This window comes from Sphingomonas sp. SORGH_AS_0879 (genome assembly GCF_030819175.1).
Taxonomy (GTDB): domain Bacteria; phylum Pseudomonadota; class Alphaproteobacteria; order Sphingomonadales; family Sphingomonadaceae; genus Sphingomonas.
The window spans coordinates 1,809,273-1,833,974 of record NZ_JAUTBJ010000002.1; the positions used below are offsets into that span (position 1 = coordinate 1,809,273).

Here is a 24,702-nt window from a genome sequence, read left to right on the forward strand (position 1 = left end):
CCTGCCGGGCGGGCGTCGGTGCGTGGCCTTCGACTACGCTCAGGCTGAACGGGGCGGGAGGGAGCATCGCCCCGCATCCCGCCCTCCGTTCGCACTGAGCGAAGTCGAAGTGCAAGGGGTGACCGCCGCATGAGTGCCCGTCCCATGGCGAACCTGCCCCCGCTGAAGGGCGATCAGGCCGCCGCCAGCGATCCCGCCGCGCATGTCTGGCTGTCCGCGTCGGCAGGCACTGGCAAGACCCAGGTGCTGGCCGCGCGCGTGTTCCGCCTGCTTCTGCGCGGCGTCGCGCCCGAGGCGATCCTGTGCCTGACCTTCACCAAGGCGGGCGCGGCGGAGATGGCGCAGCGGATCAACGGTCGGCTCGCCGCCTGGGTGCGGATGCCCGAAACCGAGTTGTTCCGCGACCTGAAAGCGCTGGGTGAAACGCCCACACCCGACTTGCGCGACCGGGCACGGACGCTTTTCGCGCGCGTGCTCGATGCGCCGGGCGGCGGTTTGCGCATCCAGACCATCCATGGATTTTGTCAGGGACTGCTTGCCGCCTTCCCGGTCGAAGCGGGGCTCGCTCCCGGCTTTCGTCCGCTGGAGGCGCGTGAAGAGGCGGTGCTGGCGCGCGAGGCTCTGGCGCGAATGCTCGAGGCCGCCGAGCGCGAGGGCCGGGTCGCTCCGGTCGAAACGGTCGGTGCGCTGTCGCTGCGGCTGGGCGAGGGCGGGGCGGAGGCGTTCCTGGCGGCCTGTGCCCGCGCTCCCGGCGCGCTGGAGGCGCTGCCCAGCGGTATCCAGCCCTGGCTCCGCCGCGCGCTGGACCTGCCCCCGGGCGATATCGACGAGGCGATCGCCGAGGGCGTCGAGGAGATGGACGAGGACGCGGTTGGCCGGTTGGCGGGCGCGAACCGGGCCTGGGGCACGGCGACCGGCGAGAAGGCGGCGGCGACACTTGAACGCTGGCTGGGCAGCGACCGGGCTGGCCGGGTCGCGCTGCTCGAAGATCTGATGGGCACGGTCTTCACCGCCAAGGGCGAGCCGCGCAAGGCGTCCAAGAAGCTGACCGACGCCGATCCCGATTATGAGGATATGGCCCGTGAACTGGGCGAGGCGTGCCGGTATCTGCTCGGCCTCGCCGCACGGGCGCGACATGCCGACCTGCTGGCGGACGCGCTGACCGTGGGGCGCGATTATGCGCGGGCCTATTCCCTGTCCAAGCGTGCGATCGGGGCGGTCGATTTCGACGACCTGATCCGCACCACCGTGGAGTTGCTCGAACGGCCCGGCATCGGCGAATGGGTCCGCTACAAGCTCGACCAGGTGACCGAGCATGTCCTGATCGACGAGGCGCAGGATACCAATGCGCATCAATGGCGGATCGTCCGTGCGCTGGCGGACGAGTTCTTCGTCGGGCGCGGGCTCTATGCGCCCTCGACCCGGACGCTGTTCACGGTCGGGGATCACAAACAGGCGATTTTCGGCTTTCAGGGCACCGATCCGATCAATTTCCAGGCGGCGGAACTCCATTTCTCCCGCCGGGCCGAAGAGGTGGCGGGCGATGATGAATGGCCGCCCGAGGAGCGCGGCCTGCCCTTCAACCAATTGTCGCTGACCCACAGCTTTCGCTCCACCACCCCGATCCTGGAGTTCGTGGACGCCGCGATCGAGGCTTTGGGCGAACCCGGCATGGGCATGGCCGGAGAGGTGGAACGTCACGCCAGCGAGGTGAAGGGCCCCGGTCGCGTCACCCTTTGGCCGCCGGTCGTCGCGGGCGGCAGCGACGAGGATGAAGAGGGCTGGATCGACGATGCGGTGCGCAAGGTCGCGACCGACATAGCGCGCGCCGTCCGTCGCTGGCTGGACGATGGCGTCATGCTGGAGAGCAAGGGCCGCCGTCTGGAGCCGCAGGACATCATGATCCTGGTCAAGCGGCGCGGCGACCTGGCCTCGCTGATCGTCGCGCGGCTCTATGCCGAGGGGGTGCCGGTGGCGGGTGTCGACCGGTTGCGGTTGAACGCACCGCTGGCGGTGCAGGACCTGCTGGCGACGGTGCGCTTCGCGCTCCAGCCCGATGACGACCTGTCGCTGGCCTCGCTGCTCGTCTCGCCGCTGATCGGCTGGTCGCAGGAGCGTTTGATGGCGGCGGGACACCGCGAGCGGGGATCGCTCTGGTCGCATCTGACCCGGACGCTGCCCGCCGCCGATCTCGCGCCGCTCCGCCAGATGCTGGCGCGGGCCGATGTGTCGACGCCGTACCAGTTTCTGGAGGAATTGCTGTCCGGCCCGCTCGATGGCCGTCGCAAGCTGATCCGCCGTCTGGGAATCGAGGCGCGCGATCCGATCGAGGAGTTGCTGGGCGCCGCCCTGACCTTCGAGAGCACGACCACGCCCTCGCTTCAGCGGTTCCTCGACTGGTTCGATCGCGGCGATGTGGAGATCGTGCGCGATCCCTCCGCGCCGCTCGATGCGGTGCGGGTGATGACCGCGCATGGATCGAAGGGGTTGCAGGCACCGCTGGTCATCCTGGCCGATGCGACCGCCGATCCGACGGCTTCGCCCCGATCGATCCTGCGCTGGACGCCGGAGCCGGGGGCGCAGCCCATCCCCGTCTTTCCGCCGCGCGCCGAGGAGCGGGGCGGGCCGCTCGACGCGGTGGCCGCCGAGATCGCCGCGCGGGAACTGGCGGAGCATTGGCGGCTCTTCTACGTCGCCGCGACGCGCGCGGAGGAGCAACTGGTCGTCACGGGCGCGCTCGGCAAGCGCGCGGCGGGGGTGCCGCCCTTGCATAGCTGGTATGCGACCTGCGCCCGCGCGATGACCGCGCTGGGCGTGCCGGAAACCGAGGCGGGCGATGGCCAGTCGCGCGCGTTCCTGGGCACGGTGCCGCAGCCCCCCGTCGCGGCGCGCCCCGCATCCTCCACCGCGTCCGTCGCCGAGCGACAGGTGGACCTCCCCGCATGGGCTCATCGCCCCGCGCCGCAGGAATCGCGCCCGCCCCGCCCGCTCGCGCCGTCGCAACTGGGCGAGGACATGGTCGCCGATCCGCCACCCACCCCCGCGATGCGCGCGGCGGCGGAGCGGGGGCGGTTGATCCATTGCCTGCTCGAACGGCTGCCCCCGGTCGCACCGGACTTGCGGCGCGGGGCGGCGGAGCGCTGGCTGACCCAGGCGGCGGGGGTCGAGGATGCGGCGTTGCGTGCCGATGTGACGGGGGCGGTCTTCGCCATTCTGGATGACCCGGCCTATGCGCCGCTGTTCGGGCCCGGCTCTCTGGCGGAGGCGCCGATCGCGGCGACGCTGCCCAATGGGCGCGTCGTGTCGGGGCGGGTCGACCGTCTGCTGATCGGCGCGGAAGAGATACGGTTGATCGATTACAAGACCGGGCGGCGCGCGCCGGGCGGCCTCGACGACGTGCCGGTGTTCCATCTGGCGCAGATGGCGGCCTATGCCGCCGCGCTGGAGGTGATCTTTCCGGGGCGGACCGTGTCGGTGGCGCTGCTCTATACCGCTGGTCCGCGTCTGGTCACGGTGCCGGAGAGGGTGCTCGCCGACCACAAGCCCGGCTATCGCGACGGGGAGCAAAGCTTGGCCCTTGGTGGTTGAGCGGTCGGCCCCGGCATCCTAGATGGATGACAATTCAAGGAGTGTAGACGACATGGCAACTAAGCAGATCACCGACGCCAGCTTCGAAGCGGACGTCCTGAACTCCGACAAGCCGGTGCTGGTCGATTTCTGGGCCGAGTGGTGCGGACCCTGCAAGATGATCGGCCCGTCGCTGGAGGAACTGTCCGAGGAACTGGGCGAGCAGGTGACGATCGCCAAGCTGAACATCGACGACAATCCCGATGCCCCCGGCCGCTATGGTGTGCGCGGCATTCCGACGATGATCCTGTTCAAGGGCGGTGCCGCCGCCGCGACCAAGGTCGGCGCCGAACCGAAGGGCCGGATCAAGGCTTGGCTCGAAGGCGCGCTGTAAGCGGTCGATGGGGGTTCGTCCCGGCTGTTAGGGCGGGACGCGCCCTGCGAGCCCCGGGCCCTCCCCAAACCCCTCCCGCCTGCGGGAGGGGTTTTTTTGTGTCCCGACCCTTTCGACAAGAACACGCCCCTCCCGCAAGCGGGAGAGGATGGGGGAGGGCAAGGTGTCTCACCGAGACTGACGCCCGGTTAGCTCAGCGGGATCATCACCACGTCGCGAAACGCCGCACGCTCCTGAAGTGCGGCATACCAGCGCTCCAGATGGGGTCGCGAAGGTCGCGCCACCGGAAGCTGGAACCAGCTATTGGCATAGGCCGCGACCGGAATGTCGCCGATGCCGAACGCGTCGCCCGACAGCCAGGGCTGCCGCCCCAGCACATCGTCGAGGATCGCGGACAAATCCGCCGCCCGCGCCACGCTGCGCTCCACTAGCGCCGCGTCGCGCTGTTCGGGCACCGTCCGCACCATCTGGAAGAAGATCGGCCGGATCGCGTCGGCCCAGGTGAAGTTCCAGTCCATCCAGCGATCGGCCAAGGCCCGCGCATGCGGATCGAGCGGATAGAAAGCCTCACCGCCATGGTTCGCCGCCAGATAGCGAAGGATGGCGTTCGACTCCCACAGGACGAAGCCGTCATCCTCGATCGTCGGGATCAGCGCATTGGGGTTGAGCGCGCGATAGGCCGCGTCCATCCCGAACTGGCCGCCGACATCGCGCCGGTCATAGGCCAGCCCCATCTCCTCGGCCAGCCAGACGACCTTCTTGACATTGTGCGAGTTGAGGCGTCCCCAGATGGTCAGCATCGGCCTTAGCTCCGGTAATCGGCGTTGATCGAGATATAGCCATGGGTCAGGTCGCAGGTCCAAACCGTCGCGGCGCCTTCGCCCAGCCCCAGATCGACGCCGACCGCGATCTCCCGGCCCTTCAGATGCTCGGCGACGGGGGCTTCGTCATAGCCTTCCACCGCCAGCCCTTCGCGTGCCACCAGCGTCTCGCCGAAACGGATCGACAGCTTGTCGCGCTCGGCCGGTTCGCCCGCCTTGCCGACCGCCATGACGACACGGCCCCAATTGGCGTCCTCGCCCGCGATCGCCGTCTTCACCAGCGGCGAATTGGCGATCGACATGGCGATGCGGTGCGCCGAGCGATCGCTCTCCGCCCCCTCGACCCGGATTTCGATCAGCTTGCTCGCCCCCTCGCCGTCCCGCACCACCAGCAGCGCGAGTTGATGGCACAGATCGGCCAGCGCCGCGCGGAAGGCGTCCGCCCCGTCGCTCTCGTCATCGATCAGAGGCGCGTTGCCCGCCTTGCCCGTTGCGAAGGCGAGAACGGTGTCGCTGGTCGAGGTGTCGCCATCGACCGTGATGCACGAAAAGCTGCGGCCATTGGCTTCGCTCAGCGCAGGTTGCAGGAATTCGGGGGCCACGGCGGCGTCGGTGAAGATGAAGCCCAGCATCGTCGCCATGTCGGGCGCGATCATGCCCGAGCCCTTGATGATCCCCGCCAGCGTCACCGTGCGGCCATCGACGATCGCGGTCGTCGTCGCGCCCTTGGCGAAGGTGTCGGTGGTCATGATCGTCGCGGCGGCATCCTCCCAGCCACAGGGCTCGGCGGTGAAGGCCGCGTCCAGCCCGGCTTCGGCCTTGTCGATGGGCAGGGGCACGCCGATCACGCCGGTCGAGGCGACGAATATGTCCGAGGGCTGGCAGCCGATGGCTGCGGCGACGCGGGCGGCGATCGCCTCGACGGCGGCGCGGCCCCGGTGCCCGGTAAAGGCGTTGGAATTGCCCGCATTGACGACCAGCGCTCGCGCCTGGCCCAGCACCAGCGCCTTGCGACACCATTCCACTTCCGGCGACGGACATTTGCTGGTGGTCAGCACGCCCGCCACGCTGGTCCCCTCGGGCAGCGTCACGAAGGTCAGGTCGCAGCGGTCCCAATTCTTGTACTGCGCGCGGGCGACGCGAAGCGTCACGCCGTCGATGGCGGGGAGCGCGGGGAAGGGTTGGGCGAGGGGCGAGATGGCGGTGCTCATAGAGGCAAGCTACATAGCCGAGCGTGTAACCGGAGCAAGCGCTTCCGCCTGCTTGACCGAAAGTGGTCGAGCGGTTCTGATGCGTAAGACGGCGGATGGGCGGGGGCGATATGTGGGGTGCTGGACGGGGCCTTCGAAATGGCGTGCTGGCCCTTGTGGGGCTGCTCCTGGCGATGTTGCTGGTCTTGGTGTCGCTGTTGATCGAGCGGGCTTATGAATGGCGGCATCGATACGAGCCGCGCGCCCTGCCACGTGATCTTTCGGTTCCGGCTATCCCCCCGCGGATATCCGGCAACCCCGCCGCTTATTTCGGACCAGACGTCTATCCGGAGGAAGCGGCGCGCCGGGGATGGGAGGGGCGTTCGAGCGTTGCGGTCATGGTCGATCCGAAGGGCGTGCCGACCGCCTGCGAAGTCACGCAAAGCAGCGGTCATGCGATCCTCGACCGAACGACCTGTCGGATGGCGGTGGAGCATGTCCGGTTCCGCCCCGCCCTTGATCGCCGGGGGCGGCCGGTACGCGGCATTTATCGCGGCTTCCACGTTCGATGGCAGTTGCCGCCGCCGCCGGATGCGCAATAGGGCCCATGTCGGAGGCCCGAGCGTCGCGATGGCCCATGCAACGGATGGACGCGCCGCGCGTATCTGCCTAAGACAAGCCTCGCATGAACCTGCTTCTGCTCCTTTCCGCCCTTTTGTCCGCGCTGACCGGCGTGGGTGCGAGTGCGCGTGGGCAGGAGGCGCGGGGCGTCGTTGCCGAGTGCAGCATTGCGGCCGCCGCCAAGCAGGCTGCCGTCGCCCGCGCCGCGACCCGGCCGGTGCAGCCGCTCGCCACGCTGGTCGACATGGCCGCGCCGCTGCCGCTGTTCCGCGCGATCGAGCCGCGTGCCATCGCGGCGATCTTCATGGGCCGTCGGCGCGAATAGGCGCTGGCGTCGGCCATCCGCCGACCCCATTTCCCACGCATCATGTCCGTGCGCGCCGTCGGTTCGACGTGGCCGCGCCCCTATCACGCTATCAGTCAGGAAATCGCTTATGTTCGGCGGCCTTGCCAAGTCCCTGTTCGGTTCGTCCAACGACCGTTACATCAAGTCGCTCAAGCCCCTGGTCGCCAAGATCGCCGCCTTCGAGCCCGAGATGGAGGCGATGACCGACGATCAGCTTGCCGCGCAGACGGTCAAGTTCCGCGAACAGCTCGATCAGGGCGTGACGCTCGACAGCCTGCTGCCCGAAGCCTTCGCCACGGTGCGCGAAGCGGCCAAGCGCGTGCTGGGGCAGCGTCACTATGACGTGCAGATGATCGGCGGCATCGTGCTCCATCGCGGCGAGATCGCCGAGATGCGCACCGGCGAGGGCAAGACGCTGGTGGCGACGCTCGCCACCTATCTCAACGCGCTGCCCGGCAAGGGTGTGCATGTCGTGACCGTCAACGACTATCTGGCCAGCCGCGACGCCGCGACCATGGGCCGCATCTATAACTTCCTCGGCCTGACCACCGGCACCATCATCCCCAATCTGGACGATGCTCAGCGCCGCGCGGCCTATGATGCCGACATCACCTATGGCACGAACAACGAGTTCGGCTTCGACTATCTACGCGACAACATGAAGTATGAGCGCTCCTCGATGGTGCAGCGCCCCTTCCACTATGCGATCGTCGACGAGGTCGACTCGATCCTGATCGACGAGGCGCGCACGCCGCTGATCATCTCGGGCCCGACCGACGACAAGTCCGAACTCTACATCAGCGTCGATGCGATCGTGAAGCAGCTCACCGCCGACGATTATGAGAAGGATGAAAAGCAGAAGTCGATCATCCTGACCGAAGACGGCACCGAGCGCGCCGAGCGTCTGCTCGAGGCCGCAGGGCTGCTCCAGGGTGAAAATCTCTACGACTTTGAAAATACCCAGGTCGTCCACCATCTGAACCAGGCGCTGCGCGCGAACATGATGTTCAAGCGCGACACCGATTACATCGTCAAGGACGGCAAGGTCGTCATCATCGACGAGTTCACCGGCCGCATGATGGACGGGCGTCGCTGGTCGGAGGGGCTTCACCAGGCGGTCGAGGCGAAGGAGGGCGTCAATATCGAGCCCGAAAACCAGACCATGGCCTCGATCACCTTCCAGAATTATTTCCGCATGTACCCGAAGATCTCGGGCATGACCGGCACCGCCGCCACGGAAGCGGGCGAATTCTACGACATCTACAAGATCAACGTCGTCACCATTCCGACCAACCTGCCGATCGCGCGCGTCGACGAGGAGGACGAGTTCTACAAGAACACCCAGGACAAGTTCCTGGCGATCGCCAAGAAGATCCGCGACCATGCCGCCAAGGGGCAGCCGGTGCTGGTCGGCACGGTGTCGATCGAGAAGTCCGAACTGCTGAGCGAATTCCTGACCCAGGAGGCGGTGCCCCACAAGGTGCTGAACGCGCGCTATCACGAGATGGAGGCGCATATCGTGGCGCAGGCGGGCCGTCTGGGCGCGGTGACGATCGCGACCAACATGGCCGGTCGCGGCACCGACATTCAGTTGGGCGGCAACCTCGAATTCCGCATGCTCGACGAGCATCCCGATCTGGTCGAGGGCACGCCCGAATATGAGGAAGCGGCCACCCGCATCCGCGCCGAGATCATCGCCGAGAAGCAGAAGGTGCTGGAGGCGGGCGGCCTGTTCGTGCTGGGCACCGAGCGGCACGAGAGCCGGCGCATCGACAACCAGCTTCGCGGGCGCTCCGGGCGTCAGGGCGATCCGGGCCTGTCGCGCTTCTATCTCAGCCTGGACGACGATCTGCTCCGCATCTTCGGGCCGGACACGCTGTTCGCCAAGATGATGCGCAGCAATATCGAGGATGGCGAGGCGATCGGCAGCAAGTGGCTGTCCAAGGCGATCGAAACCGCGCAGAAGAAGGTCGAGGCGCGTAACTACGACATCCGCAAGCAGGTCGTCGAATATGATGACGTGATGAACGACCAGCGCAAGGTCATCTACGAACAGCGTTCCGACATCATGGATGCCGAGACGGTGGGCGATGTCGTCGCCGACATGCGCGCCGAGACGGTCAATGCGATCGTGGGCAGCGCCTGCCCGCCCAACAGCTATCCCGAACAATGGGACGTGGCGGGCATGAAGCAGCAGCTCAAGGACCTGCTGAACATGGAGCCGCCGATCGACGACTGGATGACCGAGGAAGCGATCGATCCCGAAATCGTACTGGAGCGCGTCTCCGCTGAGGCCGATGCGATGGTCGAGGCCAAGTCCAGGGAATTGGAACCCGAAACCTGGGCCAGCGTCGAAAAGTCGATCCTGCTCCAGAATCTGGACCATCACTGGAAGGAGCATCTGGCGACGCTCGATGCGCTGCGCCAGGTCGTCCATCTCCGCGCCTATGCGCAGAAGACGCCGATCAACGAATATAAGCACGAGGCGTTTTCGCTGTTCCAGCGGATGCTCGACAATATCCGCGAGGATGTGACGCGTACCATCGCCTATGCCCAGTTCCAGATCCAGGCGCCGCCGGAACTGCCCGAACTGCCGGACTTCATCACCTCGCATTTCGACCCGTTCACGGGCGAGGACAATACGAACGACTGGGACGCCGCCGCACGCGGCCTGATCCAGCCGCAGATGCCGCCGATGCAGATTCCGATGCCGGAAGGCTCGGACCTCGGCACCGATCCGTCGCAGTGGGAAGGCCGGGTCAACCGCAACTCGCCGTGCCCGTGCGGCTCGGGCCTGAAGTACAAGCACTGCCACGGGGCGGTGACGGCCTGATCCGTCGCGACATGGGAAAAGGAAAGGGCGGTGGACTTCGGTTCGCCGCCTTTTTTCGTAGCCCTTCCCCCCCCGTCCGTCGCCCCAGCGAAGGCTGGGGCCTTTATCGTGGAGTGCCGACGTCGCCGAAAATCTCAGACTTCGCCGGGATGACGTCGGGATTCCGTCGGACAGCGACCGTTCAGCGACACGGCGCCACCTTCCGGCAACAGGGAGAAAGAAGGATGAGACACCAAGCGATTCTTGCGACCGCGTTGCTCGCGCTACCTGTTGCCGCACATGCGCAATTCACCCGGGCCGGTCCGCCCGCCGACATCGTCGCCATGCCGGGCCAGCCCGATGTCTCGCCCAATATGTCGAACGACCGCCGCGACATCCGCCGTTCGATTCGCGAAGGGCGGCGGAGCGGCGATATCAGCCGGGCCGAGGCGCGCTCCTTCCGGCGTGACGACGCGGCGATCGGTTCGCTGGCGGATCGCTTCTCATCCGATGGGCTGTCGCTGTCCGAACAGGCCGAACTGCAAAGCCGGACCGAGGCCCTTCGCGGCCTGGTCAATGCCCGGCGGGTGCGAGGCGGAAAGCCCTGAATGCGAAAAAGGGCGGCCACCCATCCGGTGACCGCCCCTTTCCTTGGCCGGAAATCCCGAGTGATTATTTCGGCAGGACCACCGTCGGCCCGATCGTGCTGACGATCGCGCGGGCGTCGAAGGCGCGCAGATTGTCGCGCGGGATCGGCCCCTTGCGCATCACCACCTCGGCGGTCGCCTCATATCGGTCGATGGTGTTGATATCCATGTTGTTGCCGAAGAAGGGATCGCCCCAGAACGGGTCCCAGCTACGCCAGCCGAAGCCGCGCCCATAATAGCGCCAGGACGGGCCCCACCAGCCGCCGCCCCAGCCGCCGAAGCCGGGTCCGAACGCGCCGGGCGTCGAATAGGTGCGCGAGCGTAACTGGGTGTCGCGGTCGGCCATGACGAAATAGTCATAGCCATTGGCCAGCGTCAGCTCGGCCGCACGGAACAACAGATAGCGCTCGACCGTGTCGCGCGACGTGACGGTGTTGCCCGCGAAGCTGACGATGAAGCGACCGGGCTCGATCTGCTGTTCGGAATAGCCGGTGCGGTAGAAGCCCGAACCCGTGGCCGGGCGATAGGCGGTTTCGGTCGCGCATCCCGCGACCATCAAGGTGCTGGCGCCGAGCAGCGCGAGCGCGATCTTCCGACCGAATTGCATGGACACTTCTTCCTTTCCTTGCCACCCGGCGGAACCGGCCGGCAACAGCCCTGTAGCTGGCGGCTGTGTAGCCCATCCCGACAAAACGGTCGATGAACGGTTTTGCTCCCGCGATGAATAGTGCGTCACGCACCTGCCATATGCACGGCGATCTGTCGCCGATGCGGCGCCCGCCGATGTTCGAACAGATAGATGCCCTGCCACGTCCCAAGCATCAGCCGTCCGCCGATCAACGGGATCGACAGATGGACGCCGGTCAGGATACTGCGCAGATGCGCGGGCATGTCGTCGGGCCCTTCATCGTCATGGGCATAGGCGTTCCGGTCCTCCGGCGCGAGCCGGGCGAAATAGTCGAGGATATCGGTCTTCACCTCCGGCGCGGCATTTTCCTGGATGATCAGCGAGGCCGAGGTGTGGCGGCAGAACAGGGTCAGCAGCCCCTCGTCCATATCCTGTTCACGCACCCAGGCGGACACGGCACGGGTGATCTCGGTCAGGCCCTGACCATGGGTATCGACGGACAACAGGGTGGTGGCTTGGCGCATGGCCCCATCATGCCCGACCGCGGGACTTCGTTCCAGCGGGGCCATGAGACGAGCCGAAATGAACGGCTTGATCGGACATGCGTTGTGCCGGCTTGAGGAAAAGGAGACCTGCCATGAAAGCCCTGCTCGCCGCTTTGGCCGTCGTTACCGTTGCGGCCCCCATCGCCGCCACCCCCGCCGTCGCGCAGGACCGCGACTATCGCTGGCATGGCGACCGTCAGGATTGGGACGCCTCGCGCGACTATCGCCGTAGCAATGCCCGCGAACGTCGCCTGAACCGCGACGATCAAGTGTTCCGGGGCCGCGACGGTCGGACCTATTGCAAGCGCAACGACGGCACGACCGGTCTGGTCGTGGGCGCGGTCGGCGGCGGTGTGCTGGGCAATGTGATTGGCGGCGGCACGCTGGGCACGCTGCTCGGCGCGGGTGGCGGCGCGCTGCTCGGCCGGTCGATCGATCGCGGCAAGGTTCGTTGCCGCTAAGGCGTTGACCGGCAAAGGGGATGTCATCGGGTTCGCCCCGGCGAAATCCCCTTTTTGCTGGCCTCTAGCCAAAGGCCCTTCGACTGCCCCATGGTGTCCGGCGGGAGGGAAATCATGGCTTTCGATCTGAAATGGACCACCGCGATGGCCGCCGCGTTGCTGGCCAGCGGTTGCAACCGGTCCAATGCCGATGACGGCTGGACCGCCGAGCAGGATACTGCGATCTGCACCGACGCGCAGGGCAAGCGCCTGCCCGACGATCGCTGCCGACAGACGCGTATGGGCGGCAGCGGGGCCTTCTGGTATTTTCTGGGGCGCGGTCGCCCCATTCCCTTTTATGGCGAGCGGGCGACGGGGGGCAGCTTCCGCCCTGCATCGGGTGCGCGCTACGCCGTCGCACCGGCGAGGAGCGCGATGACGCGCGCGGCGGCAGTCAGTCGCGGCGGCTTCGGCGCCTCCGCCTCGCGCTTCGGTAGCATCCACGCATGATCCGCGAGACGCTCTCGCCCCGGCCCGACTGGCGCGCCAAGGTCGAGGCGCTGGGCCTGATCTGGCATGCGGGCGAGACGCGGCCCTATTGGGACGAAAGCGCCTGCTATCGCTTCACGCGTGGGCAGATCGACCGGATCGAGGCGGCGACGACCGAACTCTATCGCCTGTTCCTGGCGGCGGGAGAGGCGGTGGTCGGCGATCCGGCCCTACTTCGTCGATTCGCCATCCCGCCCGCCTTTCACGACCCCATTCGCGAGGCGTGGGAGGCCGAGCCGCCCTCGCTCAATTTCGGGCGGTTCGACCTGGGCTTCGACGGCAGCGATGCGCCCAAATTGTTCGAATTCAACTGCGACACGCCGACCTCTCTGCTGGAAGCGGCGGTGGTGCAATGGGCGTGGAAGGAGGAATGTTTCCCGGCGCTCGACCAGTTCAACAGCCTGCACGAGGCCATGGTCGCGCGCTGGCGGGAGATCGCACCCCATCTGCCCGCCACGCTCCACGTCGCGCATGTCGCCGACATGGCGGGCGAGGATGCGGTGACGGCGGCCTATCTGCGCGACACGGCGGAGGCGGCGGGGATCACGACGGTGCCGATCCTGATGGAGCGCATCGGATGGGACCATGATGCGCATTGCTTCGTCGATGAAGCGGACATGCGGATCGAGGCTCTGTTCAAACTCTATCCCTGGGAATGGCTGATCCATGAGGAGTTCGCGCCCGCATCTGCTCGACAATCTCGAGCGCGGCGACCTGATCTGGCTGGAGCCGATCTGGAAGATGATCTGGTCGAACAAGGCGATCCTGCCGGTGCTGTGGGACCTGTTCCCCGGCCATCCGAACCTGTTGCCCGCCAGCTTCACCGTTCCGAACGGAGATGCGGTTGCCAAGCCGCTGCTGTCGCGGGAGGGGGCGAACGTCTCGATCCGCCGGGCCGGGGCCATCGTGGCGGAAACGGCGGGGGACTATGGCGAGGAGGGCTATATCTACCAGTCGCTCTACCGCCTGCCGGAAACCGCGCCGGGATGCTATCCGGTCTTGGGAAGCTGGGTGGTCGACGGCGCACCGACGGGGATGGGGATCCGCGAGGACGGGCTGATCACTTCGAACACCGCGCGGTTCGTGCCGCATGTGATCGACGGCTGATCCGTCATGACTGATGCTGTCGGGGGGAGAAGACAGCGCCGGTGGCTCCCTGAGTAGGATTCGAACCTACGGCCGCTCGATTAACAGTCGAGAGCTCTACCGCTGAGCTATCAGGGAATGTTCCGGCGCTGTGGAGGGGTCCTATAAAGGGCTCGAAAAATGCCGCAACCCCTTTTTTGACGGTTTTGCGTAAGTCCATCCGCCAAAGCTGTGGATAATTCGACGGCCTGGGGGGCAATCGACATTCCTGCGACTCTTCTTCCCTCTCCCCTGGATAGGGGAGAGGGGAACAAGGGCATATCTGAATGTCGATCCGAACTAGGCGACGAACTGCTCCATGGTGATGCGGTCGTCCAGCGCGTGTTCGGGATCGAACATCAGGGTCAACTCGCGCGAGCGGTCCATGCAGATATCGACCTGCGCCACGTCGCGCACCTCGCGCTGGTCGGCGACCGCCGAGACGGGGCGCTTGCCGGGATCGAGGACGCGGATCGAAATCCGCGCCTTGTCGGGCAGGATCGCGCCGCGCCAGCGCCGGGGCCGAAACGGGCTGATCGGGGTCAGCGCGATCAGCGCCGAGCCGAGTGGCAGGATCGGCCCCTGTGCGGAGAAATTATAGGCGGTCGATCCCGCCGGGGTCGCGGCCAATATCCCGTCACAGGCCAGTTCGGGCAGGACCACCCGTCCGTTGACCATGACTTCCAGCTTGGCGGTTTGGCGGGTTTCGCGGAGCAGCGAGACTTCGTTGATCGCGGGCAACTGGTGCACGCGCCCGTCGATCCCGGTCGCCGTCATCTGTAGCGGGGTGACGCGGAACGGCTTGGCGCGGGCGAGCCGGTCTTCCAGCCCATAGCTACGCCATTCGTTCATCAGGAAGCCGACCGTGCCCAGGTTCATGCCGAACACCGGCACCGGCCCGCGCCGCCGCTCCAGCATGCGGTGGAGCGTCTGGAGCATGAAGCCGTCGCCGCCCAGCGCGATGACATAATCGGCCTCGTCGAAATCGACCCAGTCGGCGCTGTTGAGCAGGTCGGCGACCGCCGCCTGGGCCGGTGCGGTGGGCGAGGCGACCAGCGCCCGCCGAACGGGAAGGGTCATCCGCCGGTCACGCTCATATGACGCGATACCGCCGGGGCCGACCCCGCCTCGATCCGGAAGTCGTGCCGCGCGGGCTTCGCCGCCAGCCCCGCATCGATCGCGGCGTCCAGCCCGGCAACCCCGCCGTCGCGCAGCGCGGCCTTCAAATCCACCTGATCCTCATGACCGAGACACATATACAGCTTGCCCTCGGTCGTCAGCCTCACACGGTTGCAGCCGTCGCAAAAATTCGCGGTCAGCGGCGAAATCAGCCCGAGCCTGGTGTCGGTGCCCTCCACCTGCCAATAGCGGGCCGGGCCGCCGGTGCGATGCCCGGCGCGAACCAGCGGGAAACGTGCGGAAAGCCGGTCGAACACCTCGGTCAGCGGCAGGAAGCGGTCGACCCGGTCCTCATCGATCGCACCCAGCGGCATCGTCTCGATCAGTGACAGGTCCAGCCCCTCGGCCACGCACCATTCGAGCATCGAGGCGATCTCGTCCTCGTTCAGGCTTTTCAGAGCGACCATGTTGATCTTGATCGCCAGCCCGGCGTCGCGCGCGGTCAATATGCCATGGATCACCTGATTCACGTCGCCGTGCCGGGTAATGTAGCGGAAGCGCTCGGGATCGAGGCTGTCCAGGCTGACATTGATCCGACGCACGCCCGCATCGACCAGCGTCGCCGCATGCTCGGCCAGCCGCGTGGCATTGGTCGTCATGGTCAGTTCGTCCAGGCCATGCCCGACATGGCTGCCCAGGCGGCGGACCAGATCGGCCACGTCGCGCCGGACCAGCGGCTCGCCGCCCGACAGGCGGATGCGGGTCACGCCGCGCGCGATGAAGCGTTCGGCGATGATCGCGATCTCGTCCAGGCTCAGCAGCTTGGCGCGCGGCAGGAAGGTCATCTGCTCTGCCATGCAATAGCGGCATCGCAGGTCGCACCGGTCGGTCACCGAAATCCGCAGATAGCGGATCGTGCGGCCATGCTGGTCGATCAACGACCCCCCGGTCGAACGCGGCTCGGCAATCGATCCGACAGTCGAGGCATTGGTGCAACCCATTGTCACGAAGTTAGCCCCATGACGGGACGCGGGCAAGGCGGATTGCCATTGGTCTTGTCCAAGCCGGTGGATAGGGTGCGCCCATGACGCAGGATGAATTCGGTTTTAACGCCCACCGCAGAGGAACGGCGGTCTTTGCGCTTTCGTTCCAACATCCTGCGATGCTGGACGAAGCAATCATCCGGGCGGGCTGGGCCATCTGGTCGATGGCGCCGGGCGACGGCGATCCGCCGGCAGGGGATACGCTCGTCGGATCGTTCCTGGCGAGCGAGGCGCGGGTCGCGCTGATCGATGCGCGGGGGCGGGGCGATGCGGGATTGCGCGCCGCACAGGCGCTGGGCGCGGTGATCGCGGCGACGGGGGCCGCGTTGCTGGTCGTCGTGCCCGATACCACGAGCGAGACGTTGGAGGCCTTTTTGTCGGCGGGGGCGACGCATGTGCTGGCCGCCGATGCCGGGGATGCGATGATCCATGCCTCGCTGAAACTGGCCGAGCGCCATGCCCGGCGTACGCTCGACGTACGGCGGCGGCGCACTCATGCGGATGGCGAGGTGGGGGAGGTGCATCGCTGGATCGCCGAGGCCATCGGCCGTGGCGAACCCTGTGTCGCGATCATCGTCGCCCTGTCGCGGCTGGACCTGATCAACGCCGCGCATGGCCGTCCGGCGGGCAATATGCTGCTGCGCGGGGTCGAGGCGCGGATGCAGGCCGCCGCCGAAGAGGCGTTCGGCGATCGCGCGATCGTCGCGCGCTCGGGCGGAGCGGAATTCGTGATGGCGGGCGTGATCGAGGCGGACCGGGCCCGCGCCGTCGCCGAGATGCTGGAGGCGTTGCTCGCCACGCCGTTCCAGGCGGGGGCGGTGCCCATCCGCCTGGGCGTCCGGCTGGGGCTGGCGACGCACCGGGCGGGGGAGGATCCGGCCAGCCTGCTCGCGCGGGCGGGGGAGGCGCTGTCGCGGGCGCGTGTCAGCGACGGTTCGATGCTGCGATTCGCGCATCCGGGCGATGTCGCGCCGCTCGACGTGCTGGCCGCCGATCTTCATCACGCCATCGAACGGGGCGAGATCGACATCGTGTTCCAGCCGCAGGTGGCGATCGCCACCGGGCTGATCTCGGGCGCGGAGGCACTCGCCCGATGGCGGCATCCGACGCTGGGTCCGCTGGGGGCCGATCCGCTGTTCGCCGCCGCCGAGCGCGCCGATCTGGGGCTGGCGCTGTCGGATCATATCCAGCAGATGGCGTTGCAGCGGGCGGCGAAATGGCCGTCCGCGCTGTCGCATCTGCGCCTGTCGATCAACATCACCGCCGCCGATGTCGCGCGGGCGGGTTTCGCGCGGCTGTTCCTCGACCGGGTCGCCGATAGCGGCTTCCCCATCGATCGCCTGACCGCCGAAATCACCGAGACGGGCTTGATCAGCGAACTGGACCGGGCGGCGGGCGTGCTTGGGGTGCTACGCGACGCAGGCGTGCGGATCGCGATCGATGACTTCGGCACCGGCTATTCCAGCCTCGCCTATCTGACCAGTCTGCCGGTCGATGCGATCAAGCTCGACCGGTCGCTGGTGGCGGAGGTCGATGGGACGACGCGGGGTCGGGTGGTGGTGCGCGGCATCATCCGGATCGCGGCGCGGTTGGGCATGGCGATCATCGCGGAAGGGGTCGAGACGCACGACCAGGCCCAGTTGCTGGGGCGGCTGGGGTGCCAGACCTATCAGGGTTTCCTGCGCGCCGCGCCGCTCGATGAAGAGGCGCTGCGGGCGATGGTCGAGGAGGAGGTGCAATGCGCGGTGTGACGATGATGGCGGCGCTGGTCGCGGCTCCCGCGATGGTGCAGGCGGCGACCCCGGCGAGCGATCCGGCGGCGGCGGGCATTCGCGCCGCCATGCTGGCCAGCGCGGCGGGGTGGAATGCGGGCGATCTGAACCGGTTCATGGCGATCTATGCCCCCGATGCGATCTTCGTCGGCAAGCGGGGCCTGATCAAGGGCAAGACCGCCATCGCCGACAATTACCGGCGCAGCTTCGTCGATTCGGGCAACAGCCGGGGAACGCTGCGCTTCGACTTTCTCGACCTGAAGCGGATCGGCGATCGGCGCATCCTGTTCGCCCGCTGGATGCTGTCGGGCGGGGAGGAAGAGGAAAGCGGGATGACCACGCTGGTCTTCGAGCGCCGCGCCGATGGGTGGAAGATCGTCGCGGATCACAGCAGCTAAACGCAATTCCTCCCCAAGCTGTGCTTGGGGAGGGGGACCATCGCGTCAGCGATGGTGGAGGGGCGGGGGCCATGCCCCTCCACCACCGGGCTGCGCCCGGCGGTCCCCCTCCCCATCGGAGATGGGGAGGATTGGGTTAACCGGCGGCCTTCGCCAATCCCTTGGACAGTTGCAGTGCGCCGTGCAGCCTCGCCTTGGCATCGGGCCAGGCGCGGTTGAGGACCAGCTTGCCGTCGGGACGCAGCTTGGCGAGGTCGCCCAGCCGCTCGACATAGGCGAACAAGCCATCGACATTGGGCGGGCGGTTGTCGTGGAACGCCACCAGCACCCCGCGCGGGCCGACATCCATCTTGGCGATGCAGGCGGTCTTGGCGTTCAGCTTGATCTTGATGACCTGGATCAGATTGTCGGTCGCCTCGGGCAGCGGGCCGAAGCGGTCGATCATCTCGGCGGCGAATTCCTCTACCTCTTGATGCTTTTCCAGATCGTTGAGGCGGCGATATAGCCCCATGCGCAGGTCGAGATCGGGGACGTAATCGTCGGGGATCAGGATGGGCGCATCGACGGTGATCTGGGGCGAGAAGTCGCGCTTCTTCTCGAAAGCACCGCCCGCCTTGGCCTCCAGGATCGCCTCTTCCAGCATCGACTGGTAGAGTTCGTAGCCGACCTCCTTGATATGCCCCGACTGTTCGTCGCCGAGCAGATTGCCCGCGCCGCGAATGTCGAGGTCGTGGCTGGCCAACTGGAACCCCGCGCCCAGCGAGCCGAGGTCGGACAGCACCTTCAGCCGCTTTTCCGCCGCCTCGGTCATCATCCGCTCCGGCGGGGTGACCATATAGGCATAGGCGCGCGTCTTCGACCGGCCGACCCGCCCGCGAAGCTGGTAAAGCTGGGCCAGGCCGAAACGGTCGGCGCGGTTGACGATCATCGTGTTGGCGGAGGGGATGTCGATGCCGCTTTCGATGATGGTGGTGGACACCAGCACCTCGAACTTGCGGTCGTAGAAGGCGGACATGCGCTCCTCGACTTCGGTGGCCGACATCTGGCCGTGGGCGACGACATAGCGGACCTCGGGCACCTCCTTGCGCAGATAGTCCTCGATATCCGGCAGATCGGCGACGCGCGGGGTGACGAGGAAGCTCTGTCCGCCGCGATAATGTTCGCGCAAGAGAGCCTCGCGCAGCACCACCGGGTCCCAGGGCATGACATAGGTCCGTACCGCCAGGCGATCGACCGGCGGCGTCTGGATCACCGACAATTCGCGCAGGCCCGACATCGCCATTTGCAGCGTGCGCGGGATCGGCGTCGCGGTCAGCGTCAGCATATGGACATCCGCCTTCAGCGCCTTCAGCCGTTCCTTATGGGTCACGCCGAACCGCTGTTCCTCATCGACGATGACGAGGCCGAGCCGCTTGAACTCGACATTCTTGGCCAGCAGCGCATGGGTGCCGACGACGATATCGATATCGCCACTGGTCGCGCCGTCCTTGGTCCGCTTCGCCTCGGTCGCGGTGACGAGGCGGGAGAGGCGGCCGATCTTGATCGGGAAGCCCTCGAACCGCTGAACGAAGTTGTTGTAATGCTGGCGCGCGAGCAGGGTGGTGGGGCAGACCACCGCCACCTGCATCCCGGCCATCGCCGCGACGAAGGCGGCGCGAAGGGCCACCTCGGTCTTGCCGAAGCCCACGTCACCGACGATCAGCCGGTCCATCGGCTTGCCCGCGGTCAGGTCGCCCAGCACATCGTCGATGGCCCGGTCCTGATCGTCGGTTTCCTCATAGGGGAAGCGGTCGACGAATGCCGGATAGCCCGCGCTGTCCGGCTCGGCCACCTCGCCGGGGCGCAGCGCACGTTCGGCAGCGGTGGCGATCAGCTCACCCGCGATCTCGCGGATGCGCTCCTTCATCTTCGACTTGCGCCGCTGCCAAGCCTCGCCGCCCAGCCGGTCGAGCGTCGCGCCGTCCTCGCCCGATCCGTAGCGGGTCAGGACTTCGAGATTTTCGACCGGCACGTACAGCTTGTCGCCCCCCGCATAGGAGAGCGCGACGCAGTCATGTGGACTCTTGCCGACCGGGATCGAGGTCAGCCCCTCATAACGGCCGATGCCGTGGTCGGAGTGAACGACCAGATCGCCGGGCGAAAGCGTCGCCAGTTCGGCGAGGAAGGCGTCGGCCGATTTGCGCCGCTTCTGCCGCCGGATCAGCCGGTCGCCCAGCATGTCCTGCTCGGTCAGCACCGCGATGCCCGGCGCGGTAAAGCCATGGTCGAGCGGCAGGACGACCAAAGCGACGCCGAAACTCTTCGACGTGTCGGCGATGCCGAGCGCTTCCTGCCAGGTTTCGGCGGCCTTGGCCCCCTTCAGCCCATGGTCTTTCAGCAGGCTGCCGAGTCGCTCGCGCGCGCCGACCGAATAGCTGGCGAGGACGGGCTTGCGGCCTTCCTTGCGCAAGGCTTCGACGTGATCGACCACCGCCTCATAGATATTGGCATGCGCGGCGCGTTCCGGGGCGAAGTCGCGCGCGCCGTCCACCTCGAAGTCGAGGACGGACTTGCTCTCCGGCTCGTGGAAGGGCGAGACGAGATGCGCGGTCGCGGCCTCCAGCCCTGCTTCCCACTCCTTGTTGGTGAGATAGAGCGACTTGGCGGGGAGGGGGCGGAAGCTGCCGGGCTGGGCGGCCTCGGCGCGTTTGCGGTTCTCGTAATAGTCGGCGATCGCATCGAAACGCCCCGCCGCCGCCGCCGCGACGCCGCTGTCGCGCACCACCACTGCGCCGTCGCCGAGATGGTCGAACAGTGTCGAGAGTTTCTCTTCGAACAGCGGCAGCCAATGCTCCATGCCCGCCATGCGCCGCCCCTCCGACACCGCCTGATAGAGCGGATCGCCGGTCGCCGTCGCGCCGAAGGTCTCGCGGTAGCGGGTGCGGAAACGCTTGATCGATTCCTCGTCGAGCAAAGCCTCCGAAGCGGGGAGCAGGGTGAAACCCTCGATCCGGCCCGTGGTCCGCTGGTCGGCGGGGTCGAAGGTGCGGACGCTCTCGATCTCGTCGCCGAAGAAATCGAGGCGGAGCGCCTGTTCCTCGCCGCTGGGGAACAGGTCGACCAGGCCGCCGCGCACCGCGAACTCGCCCTGGTCGTGCACCGTCTCGGTGCGGACATAGCCATTCGCCTGGAGCAGTACGGCCAGCTTCTCCAGCCCGATCCGCTCGCCGGGGGCGAGGCGCGCGACCAGTTGCCGGATGCGGAACGGGGTCAGCACCCGCTGCGTCGCGGCATTGGCGGTGGTCAGGACGAGTTGCGGCGTCTTCGGCTTGGCCTGGAGCCGGTGGAGCCCCGCGATCCGCTCCGCCATGACGCGAAGGGTGGGCGAGGCGCGGTCATAGGGCAGGCAGTCCCAGGCGGGGATCTGCAATATTTCCAGTTCGGGCGCGAAATAGGTCGCGGTCGAGGCCAGTTCGCGCATCTGCGCTTCGTCCGCGCAGATGAACACCGCCCGCGTCGTCGCGGCGCGCGCCAGATCGGCGAGCAGCACCGGCAGGAACCCCGCCGGAACGCCCGACAGGGTCAGCGGGCTCTGGGCGGACAGGATCGTCTTGATATCGGGCATGGGGTTCCGAAAATGGGGTAAGGGCGCGAAGCCTAACGCGCGTCGGGGGAAAGTTGCACCCTTCACACCGTCATCCCAGCGAAGGCTGGGATCTCACGCGGCGAAGCGAAAAGAGCCGCCAAAGGCCCCAGCCTTCGCTGGGGCGACGGGTCAGCGGGCGATCGGCACGAAATTCAGCGCGCGCATCCGCTGCATCACCGGGCCGTCCCATTGCGGGGGGCAGGGCTGGGTGCCGATGGCCCAGGCCATGATATCGACATCCTGTTCCTCCAGCAGCGCCTCGAACCAGTCGAGCTCCTCTGCCGACAGCGTCTCGTGATGCGCGTCGAAAAAGCCGCCGATCATCAGGTCGGCTTCCTTGGTGCCGCGATGCCATGCGCGGAAGCGGAGGCGCTTGATACGGGTTTCGTGGTCCATGGGGTTCCGATCCAACGAGATTAAGGCCCGAGACGCTCTGGCGGCGCGCGGGACACAGGCTATACAGACCCATCTAGTCATGCGTCCCGATATCCTCAATCCGCTGTTCGCCGAGGTCACGTCGCTGAAAGGCGTCGGGCCGGGCCTCGCCAAGCCGCTCGAACGCCTGCGCATCGCGCGGGTGGTCGATGTCGCCTTCCATCTGCCGACCGGGCATATCGACCGCGTGCCCCGCGACGAACTGATGGCGTCGGATGCGGGGCGGGTGATCGCCATCTCCCTGACCGTGAAGGAGCACCGCGTCTCGTCGTCCCCGCGCGGTCCGACACGGGTGCGGGCCGAGGATGCGGCGGGTAACAGCGTGGCGCTGGTCTATTTCGGCGGCAATTCGGGCTGGGTGAAAAAGCTGCTGCCCATCGGCGAGACGAAAGTCGTTTCGGGTCGCCTTGATCTCTACGGTCAGGATTTGCAGATCGTGCATCCCGATCTGGGCGACAGCACCGAGGATTTCCGCGAGCGCGAGGCCATCTATCCGCTGTCGGAGGGGATCACCTCGCGGCGGCTGGGGGCGCTGGCCGCGCAGGCGGTGGAGCGGGCGCCCGAACTGCCCGAATGGATCGAGCCGGGGCTGAAGGCGCAGCGCGGCTGGCCCGATTGGCGGCAAGCCCTTGCCCGCATCCATGCCGATCCGGCGGACGCCAAGGCGCGCGAGCGGCTGGGTTATGACGAGGTGTTCGCCAATCAGCTGGCGATGACTCTGGTGCGCGCCGACACCCGCAAGCGGCGGGGGCGGGCGCTGAACGGCGATGGGCGACTGCGGGATATGCTCAGGCTGCCCTATACGCTGACCGGCGCGCAAAGCCGGACGGTGCGCGAGATCGAGGGCGATCTGGCGCAGGACGCGCCGATGCTGCGGTTGCTCCAGGGCGATGTGGGTGCGGGCAAAACGCTGGTCGCGGCGATGGCGATGCTGATCGCGGTGGAGGCGGGGGCGCAAGCAGCGATGCTGGCCCCGACCGAAATCCTGGCGCGTCAACATTATGAGACGTTGCGCAAGACCCTCGCCGGGCTGCCGGTCGAGATCGCGGTGCTGACCGGGCGCGACAAGGGCAAGGCGCGTGAGGCGACGCTGATGGCGCTGGCGGCGGGGGAGATCGACATTCTCGTTGGCACCCACGCGATTTTCCAGGAAACGGTGACGTATCGCGATCTGGCGCTGGTGGTGGTGGACGAGCAGCACCGCTTCGGCGTGGCGCAGCGGATGATGCTGTCCGCCAAGGGCAAGGCCCCGCCGCATCTGCTCGCGATGACCGCGACGCCGATCCCGCGCACCCTGACGCTGGCCAATTATGGCGAGATGGATGTCAGCCGGCTGGACGAAATGCCGCCGGGCCGCCAGCCGATCGAGACGCGCGTGGTGTCCGAGGATCGGCTGGACGATGTGGTCAACGCGCTGGGGCGGCATCTGTCGGATGGGGGGCAGGCTTATTGGGTCTGTCCGCTGGTCGAGGAGAGCGAGAAATCCGACCTCGCCGCCGCCGAGATGCGCGCCGATACCCTGCGCGCCCGGTTCGGCGAGCGGGTGGGGCTGGTCCATGGCAAGATGAAGCCCGCCGAAAAGGACGCCGTGATGGAGGCGTTCGCGGGCGGACGGCTGGGCGTGCTGGTCGCGACGACGGTGATCGAGGTGGGGGTGGACGTGCCCAATGCGACGCTGATCGTGATCGAACATGCCGACCGGTTCGGGCTGGCGCAGTTGCACCAGTTGCGCGGGCGCGTCGGGCGGGGCGGAGGGCTGTCGCGGTGTCTGTTGCTGCGGGGCTCGCATCTGTCGGAGACGTCGCGGGCGCGGTTGGCGTTGATGCGCGAAACCAATGACGGCTTCCGCATCGCCGAGGAGGATTTGCGGTTGCGCGGTGCGGGCGAACTGCTCGGCACGCGACAATCGGGCGAGATGGCGTTCCGGCTGGCGACGCCGGAGAATATGGCCGACCTGATGCAATGCGCGCAGGACGATGCGCGGCTGCTGATCGACCGCGACGGCGGGCTGGAGGCACCGCGTGGCCAGGCGGCGCGGACGGCGCTCTATCTGTTCGAGCGCGATGCGGGCGTGGCGCTGTTGCGCTCCGGCTGAACGAAGCGGCGCGCCCGGCGTTGGGTGCGCCGATATGGCAGCCATCTTTCCGCTCATCCTCGTCCTGATCGCCGGTATCGGACTGGCGATCCAGCCGCCGACCAATGCCGCGCTCGCCAAGGCCTCGGGGTCGGTGGTTCTGGCGGCGCTGACGTCGTTCCTGATCGGGGCGGTGGTTCTGGCGGCGGCCTGGGCCGCGATCGACCGGACCAACCCTGCGGCCTTGAAGGGCGCGCCGGGTTGGGCGTGGCTGGGCGGGGTGTACGGTGCGGGGTTCGTCGCGGTGCTGGCCTATGCCGCGCCGCGTCTGGGGATTTCGGTGGCGCTGACGGCGGCCATCGCCAGCCAGTTGGTCGCCGCGCTGATCGTCGATCACTTCGGGTTGTTCGGGGTTCGGGTCGAGCCGGTAACGATGGGGAAGGTCGTCGGAGTGGCGCTGGTGATCGCGGGGGCGGTGGTGGTGAAGCGGGGATAGCGCCGGGCGTGGCCTTCGACTTCGCTCAGGCTGGACGGGGGGTGGTTATGCCTTA

20 protein-coding genes, 1 tRNA gene and 1 pseudogene are annotated in these 24,702 nt (G+C 67.3%); 13 read left to right on the top strand and 9 right to left on the bottom strand.

Going from position 1 to position 24,702, the window contains the following annotated elements:
- Positions 1 to 129 precede the first annotated feature (129 nt).
- A complete protein-coding gene (gene addA / locus QE379_RS09320; RefSeq protein WP_306999818.1) occupies positions 130 to 3,588 on the top strand; it encodes a double-strand break repair helicase AddA in 3,459 nt (1,152 codons plus the stop codon).
- Positions 3,589 to 3,640: 52 nt separating this feature from the next.
- Complete coding sequence (gene trxA / locus QE379_RS09325; protein ID WP_007404159.1) at positions 3,641 to 3,961, top strand: thioredoxin; 321 nt, start codon at positions 3,641 to 3,643, stop codon at positions 3,959 to 3,961.
- A 188-nt stretch (positions 3,962 to 4,149) separates the two neighbouring features.
- Here trxA and QE379_RS09330 read toward each other — a convergent pair whose 3' ends face one another.
- Together QE379_RS09330 and argJ are read right to left on the bottom strand one after the other, a co-directional pair.
- Positions 4,150 to 4,761 carry a glutathione S-transferase family protein gene (locus tag QE379_RS09330; protein ID WP_306999819.1) on the bottom strand — a complete coding sequence of 204 codons (612 nt, stop codon included), beginning with the start codon at positions 4,759 to 4,761 and terminating at the stop codon, positions 4,150 to 4,152.
- Between the two features lie 5 nt (positions 4,762 to 4,766).
- Positions 4,767 to 5,993: a bifunctional glutamate N-acetyltransferase/amino-acid acetyltransferase ArgJ gene (gene argJ / locus QE379_RS09335; RefSeq protein WP_306999820.1), complete on the bottom strand. Its 1,227-nt coding sequence runs from the start codon at positions 5,991 to 5,993 to the stop codon at positions 4,767 to 4,769.
- Between the two features lie 143 nt (positions 5,994 to 6,136).
- Here argJ and QE379_RS09340 point away from each other — a divergent pair, with 143 nt between their 5' ends.
- From QE379_RS09340 to QE379_RS09355, 4 genes are all read left to right on the top strand, one after another.
- On the top strand, positions 6,137 to 6,574 hold the full coding sequence (locus QE379_RS09340) for an energy transducer TonB (RefSeq protein ID WP_306999821.1): 438 nt from the start codon (positions 6,137 to 6,139) through the stop codon (positions 6,572 to 6,574).
- A gap of 83 nt (positions 6,575 to 6,657) precedes the next feature.
- Entirely contained in the window at positions 6,658 to 6,918 is a 261-nt protein-coding gene (locus QE379_RS09345) for a hypothetical protein (protein ID WP_306999822.1), read from the top strand.
- A gap of 109 nt (positions 6,919 to 7,027) precedes the next feature.
- Positions 7,028 to 9,772, top strand: coding sequence for a preprotein translocase subunit SecA (gene secA / locus QE379_RS09350; RefSeq protein WP_306999823.1), 2,745 nt, complete (start codon positions 7,028 to 7,030; stop codon positions 9,770 to 9,772).
- A gap of 224 nt (positions 9,773 to 9,996) precedes the next feature.
- Positions 9,997 to 10,359 carry a hypothetical protein gene (locus tag QE379_RS09355; protein WP_306999824.1) on the top strand — a complete coding sequence of 121 codons (363 nt, stop codon included), beginning with the start codon at positions 9,997 to 9,999 and terminating at the stop codon, positions 10,357 to 10,359.
- A gap of 64 nt (positions 10,360 to 10,423) precedes the next feature.
- Here the strand turns inward: QE379_RS09355 and QE379_RS09360 are convergent, their stop codons facing one another.
- Positions 10,424 to 11,005, bottom strand: a complete 582-nt coding sequence (locus tag QE379_RS09360) for a hypothetical protein (RefSeq protein WP_306999825.1) — start codon at positions 11,003 to 11,005, stop codon at positions 10,424 to 10,426.
- Between the two features lie 125 nt (positions 11,006 to 11,130).
- Positions 11,131 to 11,550, bottom strand: coding sequence for a secondary thiamine-phosphate synthase enzyme YjbQ (locus QE379_RS09365; protein ID WP_306999826.1), 420 nt, complete (start codon positions 11,548 to 11,550; stop codon positions 11,131 to 11,133).
- 113 nt (positions 11,551 to 11,663) lie between these two features.
- On the opposite strand from QE379_RS09365, the gene QE379_RS09370 reads away from it, so the two are divergent.
- From QE379_RS09370 to QE379_RS09380, 3 genes and pseudogenes are all read left to right on the top strand, one after another.
- Entirely contained in the window at positions 11,664 to 12,032 is a 369-nt protein-coding gene (locus tag QE379_RS09370) for a glycine zipper 2TM domain-containing protein (protein WP_306999828.1), read from the top strand.
- A 114-nt stretch (positions 12,033 to 12,146) separates the two neighbouring features.
- A complete protein-coding gene (locus QE379_RS09375; protein WP_306999829.1) occupies positions 12,147 to 12,521 on the top strand; it encodes a hypothetical protein in 375 nt (124 codons plus the stop codon).
- A pseudogene (locus QE379_RS09380) lies at positions 12,518 to 13,667 on the top strand (glutathionylspermidine synthase family protein). The gene QE379_RS09375 and the pseudogene QE379_RS09380 overlap by 4 nt, the downstream one beginning before the upstream one ends.
- A 42-nt stretch (positions 13,668 to 13,709) precedes the next feature.
- Here QE379_RS09380 and QE379_RS09385 read toward each other — a convergent pair.
- The 3 genes from QE379_RS09385 to moaA all read right to left on the bottom strand — a co-directional run bounded on the left by QE379_RS09385 (position 13,710) and on the right by moaA (position 15,805).
- Positions 13,710 to 13,784, bottom strand: a tRNA-Asn gene (locus QE379_RS09385).
- A 201-nt stretch (positions 13,785 to 13,985) separates the two neighbouring features.
- A complete protein-coding gene (locus QE379_RS09390; RefSeq protein WP_306999831.1) occupies positions 13,986 to 14,765 on the bottom strand; it encodes an NAD kinase in 780 nt (259 codons plus the stop codon).
- Positions 14,762 to 15,805, bottom strand: a complete 1,044-nt coding sequence (gene moaA, locus QE379_RS09395; RefSeq protein WP_307003158.1) for a GTP 3',8-cyclase MoaA — start codon at positions 15,803 to 15,805, stop codon at positions 14,762 to 14,764. The genes QE379_RS09390 and moaA overlap by 4 nt, the downstream gene beginning before the upstream one ends.
- Positions 15,806 to 15,966: 161 nt before the next feature.
- Here moaA and QE379_RS09400 point away from each other — a divergent pair, with 161 nt between their 5' ends.
- Both QE379_RS09400 and QE379_RS09405 read left to right on the top strand, forming a co-directional pair.
- Positions 15,967 to 17,598 carry a GGDEF domain-containing phosphodiesterase gene (locus QE379_RS09400; RefSeq protein ID WP_306999833.1) on the top strand — a complete coding sequence of 544 codons (1,632 nt, stop codon included), beginning with the start codon at positions 15,967 to 15,969 and terminating at the stop codon, positions 17,596 to 17,598.
- Positions 17,586 to 18,017 (top strand): DUF4440 domain-containing protein, encoded by a 432-nt coding sequence (locus QE379_RS09405; RefSeq protein WP_306999835.1) that lies wholly within the window; start codon positions 17,586 to 17,588, stop codon positions 18,015 to 18,017. The genes QE379_RS09400 and QE379_RS09405 overlap by 13 nt, the downstream gene beginning before the upstream one ends.
- Positions 18,018 to 18,153: 136 nt before the next feature.
- Here QE379_RS09405 and mfd read toward each other — a convergent pair whose 3' ends face one another.
- Together mfd and QE379_RS09415 are read right to left on the bottom strand one after the other, a co-directional pair.
- The gene (gene mfd, locus QE379_RS09410; protein ID WP_306999839.1) at positions 18,154 to 21,621 is read right to left on the bottom strand and encodes a transcription-repair coupling factor; all 3,468 of its coding nucleotides are present in this window, start codon (positions 21,619 to 21,621) and stop codon (positions 18,154 to 18,156) included.
- A gap of 150 nt (positions 21,622 to 21,771) precedes the next feature.
- Positions 21,772 to 22,038, bottom strand: coding sequence for a succinate dehydrogenase assembly factor 2 (locus QE379_RS09415; RefSeq protein WP_306999841.1), 267 nt, complete (start codon positions 22,036 to 22,038; stop codon positions 21,772 to 21,774).
- A 79-nt stretch (positions 22,039 to 22,117) separates the two neighbouring features.
- On the opposite strand from QE379_RS09415, the gene recG reads away from it, so the two are divergent.
- Together recG and QE379_RS09425 are read left to right on the top strand one after the other, a co-directional pair.
- Positions 22,118 to 24,172, top strand: coding sequence for an ATP-dependent DNA helicase RecG (gene recG, locus QE379_RS09420; RefSeq protein WP_306999843.1), 2,055 nt, complete (start codon positions 22,118 to 22,120; stop codon positions 24,170 to 24,172).
- Between the two features lie 34 nt (positions 24,173 to 24,206).
- A complete protein-coding gene (locus tag QE379_RS09425; RefSeq protein WP_306999845.1) occupies positions 24,207 to 24,647 on the top strand; it encodes a DMT family transporter in 441 nt (146 codons plus the stop codon).
- Positions 24,648 to 24,702: the final 55 nt, after the last annotated feature.

Bases quoted from the DNA above. Each gene is read 5' to 3' on its own strand.
- argJ (WP_306999820.1), bottom strand. From the start codon at position 5,993: ATGAGCACCGCCATCTCGCCCCTCGCCCAACCCTTCCCCGCGCTCCCC.
- QE379_RS09370 (WP_306999828.1), top strand. From the start codon at position 11,664: ATGAAAGCCCTGCTCGCCGCTTTGGCCGTCGTTACCGTTGCGGCCCCC.
- trxA (WP_007404159.1), top strand. From the start codon at position 3,641: ATGGCAACTAAGCAGATCACCGACGCCAGCTTCGAAGCGGACGTCCTG.
- QE379_RS09345 (WP_306999822.1), top strand. From the start codon at position 6,658: ATGAACCTGCTTCTGCTCCTTTCCGCCCTTTTGTCCGCGCTGACCGGC.
- QE379_RS09330 (WP_306999819.1), bottom strand. From the start codon at position 4,761: ATGCTGACCATCTGGGGACGCCTCAACTCGCACAATGTCAAGAAGGTC.
- QE379_RS09415 (WP_306999841.1), bottom strand. From the start codon at position 22,038: ATGGACCACGAAACCCGTATCAAGCGCCTCCGCTTCCGCGCATGGCAT.
- recG (WP_306999843.1), top strand. From the start codon at position 22,118: ATGCGTCCCGATATCCTCAATCCGCTGTTCGCCGAGGTCACGTCGCTG.
- mfd (WP_306999839.1), bottom strand. From the start codon at position 21,621: ATGCCCGATATCAAGACGATCCTGTCCGCCCAGAGCCCGCTGACCCTG.
- QE379_RS09360 (WP_306999825.1), bottom strand. From the start codon at position 11,005: ATGCAATTCGGTCGGAAGATCGCGCTCGCGCTGCTCGGCGCCAGCACC.
- secA (WP_306999823.1), top strand. From the start codon at position 7,028: ATGTTCGGCGGCCTTGCCAAGTCCCTGTTCGGTTCGTCCAACGACCGT.
- addA (WP_306999818.1), top strand. From the start codon at position 130: ATGAGTGCCCGTCCCATGGCGAACCTGCCCCCGCTGAAGGGCGATCAG.
- QE379_RS09355 (WP_306999824.1), top strand. From the start codon at position 9,997: ATGAGACACCAAGCGATTCTTGCGACCGCGTTGCTCGCGCTACCTGTT.
- moaA (WP_307003158.1), bottom strand. From the start codon at position 15,805: ATGGGTTGCACCAATGCCTCGACTGTCGGATCGATTGCCGAGCCGCGT.
- QE379_RS09365 (WP_306999826.1), bottom strand. From the start codon at position 11,550: ATGCGCCAAGCCACCACCCTGTTGTCCGTCGATACCCATGGTCAGGGC.
- QE379_RS09400 (WP_306999833.1), top strand. From the start codon at position 15,967: ATGCTGGACGAAGCAATCATCCGGGCGGGCTGGGCCATCTGGTCGATG.
- QE379_RS09425 (WP_306999845.1), top strand. From the start codon at position 24,207: ATGGCAGCCATCTTTCCGCTCATCCTCGTCCTGATCGCCGGTATCGGA.
- QE379_RS09405 (WP_306999835.1), top strand. From the start codon at position 17,586: ATGCGCGGTGTGACGATGATGGCGGCGCTGGTCGCGGCTCCCGCGATG.
- QE379_RS09375 (WP_306999829.1), top strand. From the start codon at position 12,147: ATGGCTTTCGATCTGAAATGGACCACCGCGATGGCCGCCGCGTTGCTG.
- QE379_RS09390 (WP_306999831.1), bottom strand. From the start codon at position 14,765: ATGACCCTTCCCGTTCGGCGGGCGCTGGTCGCCTCGCCCACCGCACCG.